12 protein-coding genes are annotated in these 17,558 nt (G+C 67.4%); 10 read left to right on the top strand and 2 right to left on the bottom strand.

Features of this window, described 5'->3' with window-relative positions:
- Positions 1-23: 23 nt before the first annotated feature.
- Positions 24-1,097: a LacI family DNA-binding transcriptional regulator gene (locus EO139_RS03255; protein ID WP_161960193.1), complete on the bottom strand. Its 1,074-nt coding sequence runs from the start codon at positions 1,095-1,097 to the stop codon at positions 24-26.
- Between the two features lie 176 nt (positions 1,098-1,273).
- On the opposite strand from EO139_RS03255, the gene EO139_RS03250 reads away from it, so the two are divergent.
- From EO139_RS03250 to EO139_RS03225, 6 genes are all read left to right on the top strand, one after another.
- A complete protein-coding gene (locus EO139_RS03250) occupies positions 1,274-3,469 on the top strand; it encodes an alpha-glucuronidase family glycosyl hydrolase (RefSeq protein WP_126969320.1) in 2,196 nt (731 codons plus the stop codon).
- Positions 3,466-5,418 carry a sialate O-acetylesterase gene (locus EO139_RS03245; RefSeq protein ID WP_126969288.1) on the top strand — a complete coding sequence of 651 codons (1,953 nt, stop codon included), beginning with the start codon at positions 3,466-3,468 and terminating at the stop codon, positions 5,416-5,418. The genes EO139_RS03250 and EO139_RS03245 overlap by 4 nt, the downstream gene beginning before the upstream one ends.
- A gap of 11 nt (positions 5,419-5,429) precedes the next feature.
- Positions 5,430-6,689 carry a D-mannonate dehydratase ManD gene (gene manD / locus EO139_RS03240; protein ID WP_126969287.1) on the top strand — a complete coding sequence of 420 codons (1,260 nt, stop codon included), beginning with the start codon at positions 5,430-5,432 and terminating at the stop codon, positions 6,687-6,689.
- Positions 6,690-6,835: 146 nt separating this feature from the next.
- Positions 6,836-8,506 (top strand): glycoside hydrolase family 43 protein, encoded by a 1,671-nt coding sequence (locus tag EO139_RS03235; protein WP_164739712.1) that lies wholly within the window; start codon positions 6,836-6,838, stop codon positions 8,504-8,506.
- Positions 8,507-8,577: 71 nt separating this feature from the next.
- Positions 8,578-11,214, top strand: a complete 2,637-nt coding sequence (locus EO139_RS03230; protein ID WP_206515113.1) for a glycoside hydrolase family 3 protein — start codon at positions 8,578-8,580, stop codon at positions 11,212-11,214.
- Positions 11,215-11,362: 148 nt separating this feature from the next.
- Positions 11,363-12,826 (top strand): mannitol dehydrogenase family protein, encoded by a 1,464-nt coding sequence (locus EO139_RS03225; RefSeq protein WP_126969284.1) that lies wholly within the window; start codon positions 11,363-11,365, stop codon positions 12,824-12,826.
- 160 nt (positions 12,827-12,986) lie between these two features.
- Here EO139_RS03225 and EO139_RS03220 read toward each other — a convergent pair whose 3' ends face one another.
- Complete coding sequence (locus EO139_RS03220; RefSeq protein ID WP_126969283.1) at positions 12,987-13,373, bottom strand: VOC family protein; 387 nt, start codon at positions 13,371-13,373, stop codon at positions 12,987-12,989.
- A 464-nt stretch (positions 13,374-13,837) separates the two neighbouring features.
- Here EO139_RS03220 and EO139_RS03215 point away from each other — a divergent pair, with 464 nt between their 5' ends.
- The 4 genes from EO139_RS03215 to EO139_RS03200 all read left to right on the top strand — a co-directional run bounded on the left by EO139_RS03215 (position 13,838) and on the right by EO139_RS03200 (position 17,523).
- On the top strand, positions 13,838-14,137 hold the full coding sequence (locus EO139_RS03215; RefSeq protein ID WP_241235901.1) for a SymE family type I addiction module toxin: 300 nt from the start codon (positions 13,838-13,840) through the stop codon (positions 14,135-14,137).
- A gap of 325 nt (positions 14,138-14,462) precedes the next feature.
- Positions 14,463-14,621, top strand: coding sequence for a DUF2256 domain-containing protein (locus tag EO139_RS03210; RefSeq protein ID WP_104584391.1), 159 nt, complete (start codon positions 14,463-14,465; stop codon positions 14,619-14,621).
- 235 nt (positions 14,622-14,856) lie between these two features.
- A complete protein-coding gene (locus tag EO139_RS03205; RefSeq protein WP_126969282.1) occupies positions 14,857-15,861 on the top strand; it encodes a 2-hydroxyacid dehydrogenase in 1,005 nt (334 codons plus the stop codon).
- A gap of 39 nt (positions 15,862-15,900) precedes the next feature.
- A complete protein-coding gene (locus EO139_RS03200; protein ID WP_126969281.1) occupies positions 15,901-17,523 on the top strand; it encodes a lactate permease LctP family transporter in 1,623 nt (540 codons plus the stop codon).
- Positions 17,524-17,558 lie beyond the last annotated feature (35 nt).

The raw sequence follows: 17,558 nt of genomic DNA, 5'->3' as shown, positions 1-17,558 counted from the left end.
TGCGCGCAGAACCGCGTGCAGCGTCAGGGCTGTTCCGCTGCATCCGGCGCCGCCGGTGCGGCCACCGAATCCCGCTTGACCAGCAGGTGCGCGACCACATGATCGACCATCTTCGCCGTGCGCTCCTTGGCGCGTATCGTCTTCAACAGGATGTCCAGCGCGGCGTCGGCCATGGCGGCGATGGGCTGCTGCACGGTGGTGAGTTCGGGCCAGACCGCGGTGGCGGCGGAGGTGTCGTCGAAGCCGACCACCGACAGATCGCGTGGCACATCCAGCCCGCGCCGATGCGCGACCGAGATTGCAGCGGCGGCCATATCGTCGTTGCTGGCGAAGATGGCGCTGGGGCGGCGTTTGCGCGCCAGCAGTTTTTCCGCAGCGACCAGGCCGGATTTGTAGGTGTAGTCGCCCGGCTGCACCAGATGCCGATCCAGCCGCAGGCCGGCATCGGCCAGCGCCGCCTGAAAGCCTTCGAAGCGACGCGTGCTGGCCGACAGGTTGGGGTGCCCGGCGATGTAGCCGATACGCGTGTGGCCCTGGGCGATCAGATGCTCGGTGATTTCCTTGGCGGCGGCGAATTCGTCGATGCGCACGCAGGCCACGTCCGGGCTGAAATGGTTGGAGGCGATCGCCACCACCGGCACCTTGGCGCGGACCAGTTCCAAGACCGCGGCCTTGGATTCGCACAGCGGCGGCGGCAGGATCACCCCGGCCACGCCCTTGGCGAGCTTGCGCGCGGCACGGCGTTCGGCGTCTGCATCCAGGTCGTCCCAGCAATCGATCACCAGCTGGATCGGCGTGCGCGAGGCAACCCGCAACACGCCCAGCAGCAGCTCACGCAGGTAGGCGCCGCTGGGGTCGCTGTAGATCAACGCAATGCGCGTGCTCTGCGCGGCGGCCAGGGCACTGGCCGCCAGGTTGGGCGTGTAGCCCAGCTTGTCGACTGCGCGCAGCACGCGTGCGCGGGTGGCATCGCGCACGCTGCCGTTGTTGTTGACCACGCGCGAGACCGTCATCGGCGAGACCTTCGCCAGCGCCGCCACCTCGTCGATGGTGGTCGCGCGGCTGGTGCGGCGGACCGATTTCCTGACCTTCTCCAAGCGTGGCCTCTTCAAGTGGGTGGCGAACCTGCACGATGCACACAAACCGCTGCGGTAACGCAAGCGCTCACTGCGTGCACGACGATGCGACGCATGGTACCGGGAAGCAGGCAGAGCGGCGATACGCCGCCGTGTACGTGGATGTCGATGGAGCATGCCGCATGAGCGCGCGTGCAATGCGGCGCTGCGTCGCGTATTGCGGTGCGTTGGCGCAGCCGTGGTGGCTGGCGCTGACGTTGCTGTGTGGATTGGTGCTGGTCAGTGCCGGGGCGCGGGCCGAGGACGGCTACGACTTATGGTTGCGCTACCACCCGCTGGCCAACGCGGCGCAGGTGCGCGGCAGCGCAAGCGAGTTGATCGTCGCCGGCAGCTCGCCCACGTTGCAGGCCGCACGCGACGAATTGCAGCGTGGACTGTCGGGCCTGCTTGGTGCTGCGCCGCCGTCGTCTGCCACGGTCACGCGCGATGGTGCGATCGTGCTGGGTGCGGCCGCTGCGCCGCAGATCGCGGCATTGCACCTGCAGACCACCGGCCTGGGCCGCGACGGCTATCTGATCCGCAGTGTCAGCATGGACGGGCATCGCGCCACCGCCATCGTCGGCGGCAGTGATGTGGGTGCGCTGTACGGGGCATTCCACCTGCTGCGCCTGCTGCAGACCGGTCAATCGCTGGCCGCGCTGGACCTGCACGAGTCGCCGCGGCTGCAGCTGCGCCTGCTCAATCACTGGGACAACCTGGACGGGGTGGTCGAGCGTGGCTATGCCGGTGCGTCCCTGTGGAACTGGCAGACCCTGCCCGGGTATCTGGATCCGCGCTACACCGACTATGCGCGCGCCAATGCATCGCTGGGCATCAACGGCAGCGTGCTCAACAACGTCAATGCCAAGGCCTGGAGCCTGACGCCGCAGTATCTGGACAAGGCGGCGGCACTGGCCAGCGTGTTTCGCCCTTACGGCATTCGCGTGTTTCTCAGCGCGCGTTTCAGTGCGCCGATCGAAATCGGTGGCCTGACGACCGCCGACCCGCTGGATCCGCAGGTACAGCGGTGGTGGCGCGACACCGCCGACGCCATCTACGCGCGCATTCCGGATTTTGGCGGTTTTCTGGTCAAGGCCAATTCCGAAGGCCAGCCCGGCCCGCAGGACTACGGGCGCAGCCATGCCGATGGCGCCAATCTGCTGGCCGATGCGCTGGCACCGCATGGCGGGGTGGTGATGTGGCGCGCTTTCGTTTATTCGCACGAGCAACCGGACGATCGCGCCAAGCAGGCCTACAGCGAGTTCCTGCCGCTGGATGGCCGGTTCCGCGACAACGTGATCGTGCAGGTCAAAAATGGTGCCATCGACTTCCAGCCGCGCGAGCCATTCCATCCGCTGTTCGGCGCGATGCGCAAGACGCCGTTGATGCCGGAATTCCAGATCACCAAGGAGTATCTGGGCTTTTCCACCCACCTGGCCTACCTGGGCACGCTGTTTGCCGAAACCCTGCAGGCCGACACCTACGCGCGCGGCAAGGGCTCGACGGTTGCCAGAACCGTGGACGGCACGCTCTTCAACGATGCGAAACGCACGCGGCTGACCGGTATCGCCGGGGTGGCCAACATCGGGGCGGACCGCAACTGGAGTGGCTCGGTCTTCGACCAGGCCAACTGGTACGCCTACGGGCGGCTGGCGTGGAACCCGCAGGTGTCGCCGCAGGCGATCGCGCAGGACTGGGTGCGCATGACCTTCTCCAATGACACTGCTGTGGTGATGCCTGTGGTCGACATGCTGCTGCGCTCGCGCGAGGCGGTGGTGGACTACATGACCCCGCTCGGCCTGCATCACCTGATGGGGCGTGGCCATCACTACGGCCCGGCGCCGTGGGATGCCGGCAGCGAGCGCCCGGACTGGGACCCGGTCTACTACCACCGCGCCGACCGTCACGGGATTGGCTTTGACCGCAGTGCCGGCGGCAGCAATGCGGTGGCGCAATACGCCAAGCCGGTGGCGCGCGTGTTCGGCGATGTGCAGCGCGTGCCGGAGCGTTACCTGCTGTGGTTCCACCATGTGCCCTGGGAGCACCGCATGGCCTCCGGGCGGCCGCTGTGGGACGAGCTGGTGTGGCACTACGACCACGGCGTTGACGAGGTGCGTGCGATGCGCGCGACCTGGCAGGGCCTGGCCGGCAGGATCGATGCACCGCGTTACCAGCAGGTGGCAAGTTTCCTGGCGATCCAGCAGGACGAAGCGCAGTGGTGGCGCGATGCCAGCATCGCCTACTTCCAGAGCGTGTCCGGGCGGCCGTTGCCTGCCGGCACGGCGCCGCCGGCGCATCCGCTGGCGTATTACCAAGCATTGAAATTTCCGTATGCGCCGGGGAATCCGAAATGAGCGCGCGTACGCTGCTGGCCGTCATGGCAGCGCTGCTGCCGCCCCTGGCGCAGGCGGCCGATGCGCCGCTGCTGCATGCGCTGTTTCAGGAGCATGTGGTGCTGCAGCGCGATGCGCCGATCCGGGTGTGGGGCGATGCGGCCCCGGGCGCGCGCGTGCGCGTGCAACTGGATGCGCAGCAGGTGCAGGCGCGCGCAGACCGGCAGGGCCATTGGGAAGCGCGCCTGCCTGCGCACGCCGCCGGCGGCCCGTACACCTTGAGCGCACGCACCGGCACGGGCGTGACGCAGCAGGTCAACGACGTGCTGATCGGCGATGTGTGGCTGTGCTCGGGCCAATCGAATATGGAATTGCCGGTGCATCGCACGCTGGATTCACGCAGCGAGATCGCTGATGCCGACAACCCGCGCATCCGCATGTTCAAGGTGCCGGCGCAGTCCAACCCGACACCGCAGCGCGGCTTCGGTGGCGCTGCCGCGTGGCAGCTCACCACGCCGGAGACGGTGAAGGAGTTTTCTGCCGCCTGCTATTACTTCGCACGTGAGTTGCAGAAGACCGTCGATGTGCCGATGGGCCTGATCAACGCCTCCTGGGGCGGCTCGCAACTGCAGGCCTGGATCGGCGAGACAGCCTTGCGCGCCGCCGGCGACGATGGCCCGGCTTTGGATGTGCTGGCGCGATACGCCGTCGACCCGGTGGATGCGGCGCCGCGTTGGGCCGCGCTCTGGGAAGCCTGGTGGCAGGCGCACGGCCAGGGCGAGCCCTGGCAACCGGACGCGCCCGGCGCCTGGCAAACCGCACCGGCGGCATTGGGCGCGTGGGACGACTGGGGCGTGCCGCAGCTGGTCGGCTTCAACGGCATGGTCTGGTACCGCACCAGCGTGGAGCTGACGCAGGCGCAGGCCGCGCAGGACGCCAGCCTGCTGCTCGGGCCGGTGGACGAGCTGGACCAGACCTGGGTCAACGGGCGCGGCGTGGGCAGCAGCTACGGCGCCGATCAGCCGCGCCGCTACCGCTTGCCGCGCGGGCACCTGCACGCCGGGCGCAACAGCATCGTGCTCAATGTGCTCAACACCTATCGGCGTGGCGGGTTGCTGGGCGATGCGCAATCGCGTGCGCTGCAGTTCGCCGATGGCAGCACGCTGCCGCTGGATGCGCCCTGGCAGTACCGCATCGTGCCGCCGCAGCTGGGCTCGCCACCGCGCGCGCCATGGTCGTCGGCGGCCGGGCTGACCACCTTGTACAACGGCATGATCGCCCCGCTCGGCCAGCTCGGCCTGCGTGGCGTGCTGTGGTACCAGGGCGAATCCAATGCCGGCGATGCCGCGCATTACCCGGCCTTGCTCACCGCATGGCAGCGCGACTGGCGGCAGCGCTTCGGTGCGCAATTGCCGCTGCTGATCGTGCAGCTGGCCAACTATGGCGCGCCGCCCACCCAGCCGGTGGAAAGCGGCTGGGCGCAGCTGCGCGAGGCGCAGCGCCGCTTCGTCGCCGACGATGCGCACGCGGGCCTGGCGGTGACGATCGACATCGGCGACCGCTACGACATCCATCCGGCCAACAAGCAGGAACTGGGCCGTCGCCTGGCGCGTGCGGCGCGGCAGGTGGCGTATGGGCAGGCGCTTGCGCCCTCCGGCCCGGTACCGCGCAGCGCGCAACGCGCAGGCGACGGCGTGCGCATCGCCTTCGATGCCGTGGACACCACGTTGCTGAGTTATGGCAACGATGCACCGATCGGTTTCGAGGTCTGTGCCGCCGCCCCCGGCACCTGTCGTTATGCCGTCGCCACCGTGCACGACCACGCCATCGCTCTGCGCATTCCTCCCGGCCTGGACCCCACGCGCGTGCGTTACTGCTGGGCCGACAGCCCGGTCTGCACGCTGTACGACCGCAGCGGCCTGCCGGCCGGCCCGTTCGAACTTCCCATCACTGCCGCCACTTCTCCCTGAGCGAGACCACGATGTCACAGACTCCCGACTCCCCTGCTCCGCTGCAAGGCTCGGCCCGCGATCGCGAGATCGTCGAGGCGCGCGTCATCGTCACCTGCCCCGGGCGCAACTTCGTCACCTTGAAGATCCGCACCCGCTCGGGCATCACCGGGCTGGGCGATGCCACGCTCAACGGCCGTGAGCTGGCGGTGGCAGCGTACCTGCAGGAACACCTGGTGCCGAACCTGATCGGCCGCGATGCCGGCCGCATCGAGGACATCTGGCAGTTCTTCTATCGCGGCGCGTACTGGCGGCGCGGCCCGGTGACGATGAGCGCCATCGCCGCGGTGGACGTGGCGCTGTGGGACATCCTGGGCAAGATGGCCGGCCTGCCGTTGTATCAGCTGCTGGGCGGGCGCTCGCGCGAGGGCGCGCTGGTGTACGGCCATGCCAATGGCCGCGACATCGCCGAAACCAGCGATGAGGTGGGCCGCTTTCGCGAGCGGGGTTTCATCGCGATCCGCGCGCAGTGCGGCGTGCCCGGCATCAAGAAGACCTATGGCATTTCCAGCGGCGGCAAGCCGTACGAACCGGCCGAAAGCGAACTGCCCACCGAAACGGTGTGGTCCACGCCGCGCTATCTGGGTGTGGTGCCGAAGTTGTTCGAGCAGCTGCGCGCCGACCACGGCGATGAGATCGAGTTGCTGCACGATGCGCATCACCGGCTCACACCGATCGAAGCCGCGCGCCTGGGCCGCGACCTGGAGCCGTACCGGTTGTTCTGGCTGGAAGATGCCACGCCGGCGGAAAACCAGCGCGCGTTCGAAGTGATCCGCCAGCACACGGTGACGCCCCTGGCGGTGGGCGAGGTGTTCAACTCGCTCTGGGATTGCAAGCACCTGATCGAGCAGCAGTTGATCGACTACATCCGCACCACCATCGTCCACGCCGGCGGCATCACCCACGTGCGCCGGCTGGCCGATTTCGCCGCGCTGTATCAGGTGCGCACCGGCTTCCACGGCGCCACCGATCTGTCGCCGGTGTGCATGGGCGCGGCCCTGCACTTCGACACCTGGGTGCCCAACTTCGGCATCCAGGAATACATGTTCCATTCCGACGAGGCCAATGCGGTGTTCCCGCACGATTACGTGTTCCGCGACGGACGCCTGCATTGCGGCGAAACACCCGGGCATGGTGTGGACATCGACGAAGCCCTGGCGGCGAAGTACCCGTACGTGCCCAAGCAGTTGCCGGTGGCGCGGCTGGAAGACGGCGCGATGTGGGACTGGTGATGCGGTCTAGCGCGGTGCGTCCAGGCGCCCCCCATACAACGCCCTTGCGGCAGCCAAGCGGGCCTGTCCGGCATGCGGAGCCGGCGTCGAGCCTGCGGCGTCTGCGCGCCGCCTGCGTTGCTCTGATGCTGGCTCGCCACGTGGTGTTGAGCGCTGTCATCGCAGTGCTCGCACCCACGACCGTGCAGGCGCAAGCGCAGGCCGATGTCGCTTTCGATTGGTTCGACTATCGTGGCGACGATACGGTGTTCACCAAACCGCTGCCGGCCGGTCATTACCGCAATCCGGTGCTGGCCGGGTTCTATCCGGACCCCAGCGTGACGCGCGTAGGCGAGCGCTATTACCTGGTCAATTCCACGTTTGCGTATTTCCCGGCGATTCCGGTGTTCGAAAGTACCGATCTTGTGCACTGGACGCAGATCGGCAATGTGGTCGAACGCCGCGAGCAGCTCGACTACGACGGGCTGGGCGTGTCGCGCGGCATGTTCGCTGCCAGCATCCGTCATCATGCCGGACGTTTCTATGTCGTAGGTACATCGGTCGATAGCGGCGGCAATTTCATCGCCAGTGCCAGCAATCCCGCAGGTCCATGGTCGCCACTGACGTGGTTGCCGGGCATCGATGGCATCGACCCGTCGCTGTTCTTCGACACCGACGGCAGCGCGTATCTACTCAACAACGGCCCGCCGCAAGGCACGCCGTTGTACGACGGCCATCGCGCGATCTGGATGCAGCGTTTCGACATCGCCAGCAATCAACCGGTCGGCCCACGCAAGGTGTTGCTCAACGGTGGCGTGGACCTGGCCAGCAAGCCGATCTGGATCGAAGGCCCGCATCTGTATCAACGCGACGGTTGGTATTACCTCTCGTGTGCCGAAGGCGGCACCGGGCCGCAGCATTCGCAGGTGGTGCTGCGCAGCCGCAACGTGTGGGGGCCGTTCGAGGCCTCGCCGCACAACCCGATCCTGACCCAGCGCGACCTTCCGGCCGAGCGCGCGCATCCGATCAGCAATGCCGGGCATGTGGATCTGGTGGACACACCGGACGGGCAATGGTGGGCGGTGTTTCTGGCCAGCCGCCCGTATGCGGGCGAGCGCTACAACACCGGGCGCGAAACCTTTCTGCTGCCGGTGCACTGGCGCGATGGTTGGCCGTCGATCCTGCCGGCCGGCGAGCCGATTTCGTATCACGCACAGAGCCCGCGCGGCGGCAAGACACCGGCCGATCAAGCCCCGTTGTCGGGCAACTTCACCTGGCGCGACGACTTCGCCGGCACCTCATTACAGCGCGAATGGCTTTACTTACGTGTGCCCAGACATGAAGTGGCCAACCTGCGCACGCGCGCCGGTTGGGTGACGCTGCATGCCAATGCACACGGCCTGGACAGCACCGCCACACCTGCCTTCCTCGCGCGTCGCCAGCAGCACACGCGCTTTACCGCAAGCACGGCCTTGGCGGTACCCACGCAGGCCGGCATCAGCGCAGGGCTTGCTGCCTTTCAGAATTCCAACGCGTGGTATGCGCTGGGCGTGCGACGCAACGGCGATGCGCTGGACGTCTTCCTCGACAAGCGCGATGGCGCAAAAACCACCACGCTCGCACGCACACGCATCCACGCAACCGCACAGTTGCGCCTGCAGATCAGCGGCGACGGTGGGGCGTACAGCTTCGCCTTCGATGCCGATGGGCGCGGCTGGAAATCGCTACGCCGCAACGACGATGCAGGCATGCTCAGCACCGCACAGGCCGGCGGCTTCGTCGGCAGCATGATCGGGCCGTTTGCCCAGCTGGAACCGCACCGCACCCAGGAGGACTGACCATGCATTCGCACCCCGCCCACCGCGCCACCACCCCGAGTCGCCCACCTGCGCGCGGCTTACTGCTGGCGATGGCGCTTGCCGCCACCGGCGCGCAGGCCGCAACGCCGCCGCCATACCTGGACACCCAGCGCCCGTTCGATGTACGCGCGGCCGACCTGGTGGCGCGCATGACGCTGGAGGAAAAGGCCGCGCAGATGCAGAACGCCACCCCGGCGATCCCGCGCCTGCAGGTGCCCGAATACGATTGGTGGAACGAGGCGCTGCACGGCGTGGCGCGTGCCGGCGGCGCCACCGTGTTTCCGCAGGCGATCGGCCTGGCGGCCACCTTCGATACGCCGTTGATGGCCGAGGTGGCCATCGCCATCGGCGACGAGGCACGCGCCAAGCATCACGCGTTCCTGGCACGCGGCGAGCACAAGCGTTACCAGGGGCTCACCTTCTGGTCGCCCAACATCAACATCTTCCGCGACCCGCGCTGGGGTCGCGGGCAGGAAACCTACGGCGAAGACCCGTTCCTGACCGCGCGCATGGGCGTGACCTTCGTGCAGGGCCTGCAGGCCCAGCAGGGCCTGCAGGCCCAGCAGGGCCCGTACCGCAAGCTCGATGCCACCGCCAAGCACTTCGCGGTGCACAGCGGCCCGGAGGCGGACCGTCATCACTTCGACGTGCATCCCAGCGAACGCGATCTGTATGAGACCTACCTGCCCGCCTTCCAGGCCCTGGTGCAGGAAGGCAAGGTCGCCGCGGTGATGGGCGCCTACAACCGCGTCAACGGCGAATCCGCCTCGGCCAGCACGCGGCTGGAAGGCATCCTGCGCCGCGACTGGGGCTTCGAGGGCTATATCGTCAGCGACTGCGCCGCCATCCGCGATATCTGGCAGAACCACAAGATCGTGCCCACGCCCGAGGCCGCCGCCGCGCTCGGCGTCAAGCACGGCACCGACCTGGATTGCGGCGACACCTACGCCGCGTTGCCGGCGGCGGTGCGGGCGGGCCTGATCGACGAAGCCAGCATCGACACCGCGCTCAAGCGGCTGATGACCACGCGCATGCGCCTGGGCATGTTCGACCCGCCGGCCAAGGTGCCGTGGGCGCAGATTCCGCCCTCGGCCAATCAATCGCCGCAGCACGATGCACTGGCGCGCCGCACCGCGCGCGAATCGCTGGTACTGCTGAAGAACGATGGCCTGCTGCCGCTCAAACCCACGCTCAAGCGCATCGCCGTGATCGGGCCCACCGCCGACGACCCGATGTCGCTGCTGGGCAATTACTACGGCACCCCGGCTGCGCCGGTCACCATCCTGCAGGGCATCCGCGAGGCCGCGCCGCAGGCGCAGGTGGTCTACGCACGCGGCAGCGACCTGGTGGAGGGGCGCGAAGACCCCAACGCCGCCGCACCGATCGACACGCGCTATCTGCGACCGTCGCCGGATGCCAAGCAGAACGGCCTCACCGGCGAGTACTTCCGTGGACGTGCGTTGGCCGGCCAGCCGGTGCTGACCCGCATCGACCCGCGCATCGCCTTCCGCTGGGACCGCAACGCACCCACCGATGATGCAGTGGGCCGCGGTGAACTGCAGGCCGAGCGTGCGCTGGCCAAGGACGACTTCAGCGTGCGCTGGCATGGCCAGCTGCTGCCGCCGGTGTCGGGCAGCTACGAGCTGCAGATCGCCGCCGACGATGGCGTGCGCCTGTATCTGGATGGCAAATTGCTCATCGATCAATGGAGCCAGGCCCCGCGCATGCGCGGCGGCAATGCCAGCGTTGCGCTGGAAGGCGGCAAGGCCTACGACCTGCGCGTGGAGTACTTCGAGGCCACCCGCGATGCCGGCGTGCGCCTGGCCTGGCGCATGCCCGGCGCCAAACCGCCGCTGCAGGAGGCGGTGGACGCCGCACGCAATGCCGAGGTGGTGGTGTTCGTCGGCGGGCTCACCGGCGATGTCGAAGGCGAGGAGATGGACGTCAACTATCCCGGCTTTGCGGGCGGCGACCGCACCGACACCCGCCTGCCCAAACCGCAGCGCGAGTTGCTGCAGGCGCTGCAGGCCACCGGCACGCCGGTGGTCGCGGTGCTGACCACCGGCTCGGCACTGGCCATCGACTGGGCGCAGCAGCATGTGCCCGCCATCCTGCTGGCCTGGTACCCCGGCCAACGCGGCGGCAGCGCGGTGGGCGATGTGCTGTTCGGCCAGGCCAGCCCCGGCGGCCGTTTGCCGATCACCTTCTACCGCGAAGACGAGCGCCTGCCCGCCTTTGACGACTACGCCATGCGCGGGCGCACCTATCGCTACTTTGCCGGCAAGCCGCTGTACCCGTTCGGCCATGGCCTGTCGTACACACAGTTCGCCTATTCCGATCTGCGCCTCGATCGCACCACCTTGGCGGCCGACGGCATGCTCACGGCCACGGTCACGCTGAAGAACACCGGCCAACGCGCCGGCGATGAAGTGGTGCAGCTGTATCTGCATCCGCTCACGCCGCAACGCGAACGCGCCGGCAAGGAGCTACGCGGCTTTCAACGCATCACCCTGCAGCCGGGCGAACAACGCCAGCTGCGCTTCACCATCAAGGCACAAGACGCCCTGCGCATCTACGACGAGCAGCGCAAGGCCTACGCAGTGGACCCAGGCGCCTACGAGGTGCAGATCGGCGCCTCCAGCGCAGACATCCGCAGCAGGCAACGCTTCACCGTCACCGACAAGTAGCGCCTTGCAAAGCCCCTCGCTCTGCGGACGTGGGCAAAGAAACCCTCCGGCCGCGATTGCCCAATCCCCTCTCCCCTCGGCAGAGGGGTTGGGGTGAGGGTACGGCGCAGGCGACTCCACCACACATCCCTAATGCGCAGACACCACGATGCAAGCCCCACGTCTTTCGCTCGGTACCCTCGCCACACTGGCGCCAGTGGTTTCAACGCCCGCTTATGGCACAGCTGCAACCACCATCGGCATCGTCCATCTAGGCGCAGGCGCCTTCCACCGCGCCCACCAGGCCGTCTACATCGATGACCTGCTCGCAGACGATCCCAACTGGGCCATCTGCGCCGTCTCCCTGCACAGCCCAGGCGTGCGCGACGCGCTGCGCCCACAGGACGGCCTGTACACCCTCGCCCTGCTCGACGAGCACCCGCAACTGCGCATCATCGGCGCCATCCGCGAGGTGCTGTGCGCCGCCGACGAACAGGCCGCCGTGCTCGCGCGCCTGGCCGATCCCGCCGTGCGGCTGGTCACCCTCACCATCACGGAAAAAGGCTACTGCCTGGCTGGCGACACGCTCGACCTCACTCATCCGGACATCGCGCACGACATCGCCCACCCCGGCACACCGCGCAGCGCCATCGGCTATCTCGTCGCCGGCCTGCACCAGCGCAGGCAGCAGGGTATTGCGCCGTTCACCGTGCTCAGCTGCGACAACCTGCCCGACAACGGCAGCCTGCTGCGCCGCGCGGTGCTGCGGCTCGCCCAGCAACACGATCCAGCGCTTGCGGCGTGGATCGACCAGCAGGCCACCTTCCCACGCTCGATGGTCGACAGCATCACCCCCGCCAGCGACGACGCGCTGCGCGCGCAAGTACAAGCGCAAACCGGCCTGCGCGACGCCTGGCCGATCCAGCGCGAGCGCTACAGCCAGTGGGTGATCGAAGACCGCTTCTGCAACGGCCGCCCCGCGTTCGAACGCGCAGGCGTGATCCTCAGCGACGATATCGCCGGCTACGCACGCGCCAAACTGCGCCTGCTCAACGGCCCGCACTCCGCACTCGCCTATCTCGGCAGCCTGCTCGAATTGGAAACCGTCGCCGACGCCATGCGCCACCGGCCACTGGCCGCCTTCGTCGAAGCCCTGATGCGCGAAGACATCGCCCCCACCCTGCAGCCCATGCCGGGCTTCGACGCGCAGCAGTACATCGACGCCATCCTGGCCCGCTTCGGCAACCCCGCCATCCGCCACCTGCTCGCCCAGATCGCCTGGGACGGCTCGCAGAAGATTCCGGTACGCCTGCTCGCCGTCATCGGCGATGCACTGGCTGCCGGGAGGCGGATCGACCGGCTCTGCATTCCGGTGGCGGCCTGGCTGCAGTTCGTGTGCAGGCAGGCTGGTCATGGAGCGGCCCTGGTCGATCCGCTGGGCGAAGAGCTAAGCGACATCGGCCGCTCGACCACCGGCGATGCCGCCCATGACATCGCGGCATTCCTCACCGTGGATGCGGTATTCGCGTCGCTTTCCGGCGATGCGCGTTTCGTGCAGGCGCTGCACGCTGCCTACGCTGCGCTGGGCAAAGCAACCCCAGCAGAGATACAGCGGGCCATTGACTTGGGGTGATGCGTCGCACTGCATCGCCCGATGACATCGCATGCAAAGGTCCGATGTCTGCAGGGGGCGATTGGCGGGCAGCAATGCGCAGAACACCGCCCATCGAGCTACCCGATCCGCGGCCTGTTGCGGATAGGCAGGCACGCAGATGCAGCGGGCGATTGGGTGCCTACTTACCGATCACCTGCCCAATCCTGAGCAGGTTGCCGTTCTCGTCGACAAGCGCAAATTCCCGCATTCCCCAGGGCTTGTCGCCGACAGGATCGAGCCGGGGGATGCCGTGCAGCGGAAGCTCCGCCGCACGCATGGCGGCGTAGACCGCCTCGACATCGCCAACCCGGATGTAGCACCCCGCATAGCAGGCAGCAGGATCCAGGTCCGGGTGCGCGAAGAAATGCAGTTCCACCTCGCCACGGGTCAGGATCGCGTAGCCTGCATCGTGCGGATGCGCATCGCCGACAAAGCCCAGCCGCCGGTAGAAGGCGACGGTGCGCTCGATGGAGCGAGCCGGTAGCAGCGGAATCGTACGGTCTGGCGTCTGGGCACTGGAAGTCATCGCTTTCTCGTAGTGGGAGAACGAAGTCGCCGTTGGACGCAACGATACGCCATATCCGACAGATCGGTTGAGCGCCGTGCCGTCCTGTCTTGACTCGCTGTGTTGGCGAGTAGCAAGATCCCTGTGCTGCGGCACATTCCGCAGCCGGGTTTAGCAGCCTGTAATCACAAGGCGCACCAGCGCCCATTGCACGATGTCGGCGCTTTTCTTTTGCCCGACGTGTCGCGTGGGCAGGCGTGCTCGCTTTACGGCGGGCGGTGCGCGGAGACCGCAAGGTCTGCCGGTTCCTTGTGACCGGTCTGCTAACCGCGCATCGTTCGCCACCCTTGTTTAGCAGCGAGGTGGCGGACTTCCTATCGCACAAGGAGTTCGATATGACCCATCCCCACGTAACCGCCCATGCACGCCCTGCATCGCCGGCCAAGCGCTCTGCTGTCGCACGTACCGGATCAAGGCAGAGCTCGGTGTCCGCCGTGACCGACATGGAGTCGGCGGCAGATCCATCGCCAGCGCCCACCCCACCGTTGCGCAAGCCCGGCTTCCGTATTCCCGAGCGGGTCACCATGAGCTGCCAGCACTACGATGTGCGGCGGGCCGAGGATGTCGTCGGCTGCGCGGTGCCCAAGCTGCGGCTGTCCGGACGTTGGCTGGAACACTGCGGTTTCGCGGTTGGCGATGCGCTGCAGGTCACGGTGGGACGCGGCGTGCTGTTGATCAGCCGCGTGGCACCTGCGCTGGCTGCGGTGAAATCACGCCGAAGGTGACCCGTATGGGCCAAGCGCCCTGGTGTGGCGCTTGCGGCACCTGCTCCCTTGCACGGGGGCAGGTGTGCTTGTTGCCCTCGTCCGGATTGGAGAGAGGAGCCTGCCCTATCCTGTTTGCGTTGGAGACAGAAGGCTGCCTGTGCCGTCTGCACGCGAGAGCAACGTGTCTGTTCCGATACGGGGCAGCGAAGCAAGGCCGCGTTGCCCGTGGGTCGCCAGCGGCACGGAGCGTGTTGCCTGCACCGGCATCTGCAGGGCACCGCGCGACATGACATGCTTGGCCTCATCCACGCTCCACCCACCTCCGGTTAGGCTCAAGCGCCGCATGGCCATGCGCAAGAAACACGAGTTGCCTGAGAAACCCTGCATGCACTGCGGGCGGCCGTTTCGTTGGCGCAAGAAGTGGGAGCGCGTGTGGGACCAGGTGAAGTACTGCTCCGACCGTTGCCGTGGCGAAAGCAAGCGGACGCGTCCGCCTCCGTGACCTGCACGATGTGCGCCTTGCCGGTCACCACCACGCGCGCGCACCAGCGCCAGACCGTCGCACACGGGCGCACTCGCGTAGTGTGGGTGCGCGCTGTGCAGTAACGAACCCCGGCACAGGTTCGATGTCCGCATCGCCACTGGAGCTGGTCGGGGTCGCGGCGATTGGCAAAAACGCGGTGGAAGAGGCCCGGTTGGGTGAGCTACCGTATTTCCGCACCTATGGAGTTTTCCGCATGAAAATGGCTGTCTTCAGCACGCGCCCTTACGACAAGCGCTTTCTCGACGAAGCAAAACTGCGCCTGGGCGCGGAATGTGCAGCCGAGTTCGTTTACTTCGAGGCAACGCTGGATCTGCAGACGGCCGCACTGGCGCAGGGGTGCCAGGTGGTGTGCGTGTTCGTCAACGACCAGCTCGATGCGGCTGTGCTGCAGGCGCTACACGCCGGCGGTGCGCGCGCGGTGCTGCTGCGCTGCGCCGGCTTCAACAATGTGGACCTTGCCGCGGCCACCGCACTTGGCCTGTTCGTGGCACGCGTGCCGGCCTACTCACCCGAAGCGGTGGCCGAGCACACCCTGGCGCTGGTCATGACGCTCAACCGGCAGACGCACCGCGCCTACAACCGCGTGCGCGAGGGCAACTTCATGCTCAACGGCCTGCTCGGCCGCACCTTGCACGGCAAGACGGTGGGCCTGGTCGGGCTGGGCAAGATCGGGCTGGCGACTGCACGTATTTTCAACGGGATGGGCTGCGACGTGCTGGGCTTTGACCCCTATCCCACACCCGGCTTCGCTGCGATCGGGCAGCGGGTGGAACTGGAGACGCTGCTTGCACGTGCAGACATCGTCTCGCTGCATTGCCCGCTGACACCGGCCACGCAGCACCTGATCGACGATGCGGCGCTGGCGTCGATGAAGCCGGGGGCGATGCTGGTCAACACCTCGCGCGGTGGGCTGGTGGATACCGATGCGGTGATCCGCGCGCTCAAGTCCCGCCAGCTCGGCCATCTGGCCATCGATGTCTACGAGCAGGAAAGCGCCTTGTTCTTTCAGGACCGCTCGGGCGAGATCATCGACGACGAGGCGTTCCAGCGCCTGATGACCTTCCCCAATGTCTTGGTCACCGGGCACCAGGGATTCTTCACCGCCGAGGCGCTGCAGGAGATCTCCGAAATCACCCTGCGCAACCTCGCTGATTTCAGTGCGGGCTCGCCGTGCGCCAATCTTGTTCCGACACCGTAAGCGTCCCCTTTCCCGTTCACCACCCGCGCAGGTCCAACCATGTGGCAACAACTCTACGACCCGCTCGGTAACGCCAACCTCTCGGCCTTGCTGGCCGCGTTGCCGGTGCTGTTCTTTTTGCTGGCGCTGACGCTGCTGCGGCTCAAGGGGCTGACCGCCGCGTCGCTGGCGGTGCTGGTCTCGGTGGCGGTGTCGTCGCTGGTGTTCGGCATGCCGATGGCCAGCATCGTGGGCGCCGCGCTGTTGGGCATTGCCAACGGCATCTTCCCGATCGGCTTTATCGTGCTGATGGCGGTGTGGCTGTACAAGCTGGCAATCCGTAGCGGCAAGTTCGAGGTGATCCGCGGCAGTATTGCCACGGTGTCCGAGGACCAGCGCATCCAGGTGTTGCTGATCGCGTTCTGCTTCGGCGGATTTCTGGAAGGTGCGGCCGGGTTTGGCGTGCCGATCGCCATCTGCGCGGCGTTGCTGGTGGAGCTGGGCTTCCGTCCGCTCAAGGCGGCAATGCTGTGCCTGCTCGCCAATGGCGCGGCGGGTGCCTACGGGGCGATCGGCATCCCGGTGCTGGTGGGCGCGCAGCAGGGCGGCGTGCGCCTGGACGAGATGTCGCTGATGCTGATCGCGCTGGTGCAGGTCTGCGCACTGCTGGTGCCGGCGGGGCTGGTGGCGATGCTCGATGGCTGGCGTGGCGTGCGCGAGACCTGGCCGGTGCTGCTGTTTGTCGGCGTGGTGTTCAGCGGCGTGCAAACGGTGACCTTGTCCCTGCTGGGTCCGGAACTGGTGGACATTGTCGGCCCGCTGGCCGGCATGGGGGGGCTGGCCCTGTTCATGCGGTTCTGGCGGCCCAGGCGCATCTACCGCGAAGCACAGGCGCCGCCGTGCTCCACCCAGCGCTGGACGCTTGCCCAGGTGCTGCGTGCGTGGTCGCCGTTCTACATCCTGACCGGCGCGATCCTGGTATGGAGCCTGCCTGCGTTCAAGGCACTGTTTGCCGCAGACGGCGCGCTTGCCGCCACGGTCTTGCATCTGCCCGTCGGCCTGCTCGATCAACGCGTGCAGGAAGTGCCGCCACTGGTGGCCAGCGTGCGCACGCTGCCTGCGGTGTGGAATGTCGGTTGGCTCAACGCTTCCGGCACGGCGATCCTGATCGCCGCGGTGCTCACGGTACTGCTGTCGCCGCGCCTGACCCTGCGCTCGGCGACCGGCGAATTGGCCCAATCGGCGAGGGAAATGTGGAGACCGCTGGCCACCGTGTCGCTGGTGATGGCGGTGGCCTATGTCACCAACTATTCCGGCGCATCGTCGAGCATCGGTCTGGCACTGGCGCAGGCCGGTGGCGTGTTTCCGCTGCTGTCGCCGGTCATCGGCTGGATGGGGGTGTTCATCACCGGCTCGGTGGTCAACAGCAATACGCTGTTTGCGCATCTGCAGGCGGTGACGGCGGCACAGATCGGCGTGCCGGCCGCATTGCTGGTGGCGGCCAACACCGCCGGCGGCGTGATGGCCAAGCTGGTCTCGCCGCAGTCGATCGCCATTGCCGCCGCTGCGGTCAAACTGGTGGGGCAGGAGTCGGCAATCATGCGGACCACCCTGGCCGCCAGCCTGGGATTGCTGGCGTATGTCTGTCTTTGCACGTGGCTGCTGTCGATGGTGCTGCACTGATGCCGGCGGCGGCGTGCCGGCCGGACGAATATCCG

The organism is Xanthomonas sp. BRIP62411, assembly GCF_003993525.1.
GTDB lineage: Bacteria > Pseudomonadota > Gammaproteobacteria > Xanthomonadales > Xanthomonadaceae > Xanthomonas > Xanthomonas euroxanthea.
The sequence above is the reverse complement of the archived record's forward strand: the minus strand, read 5'-3'. Positions and strand labels throughout refer to the sequence as shown.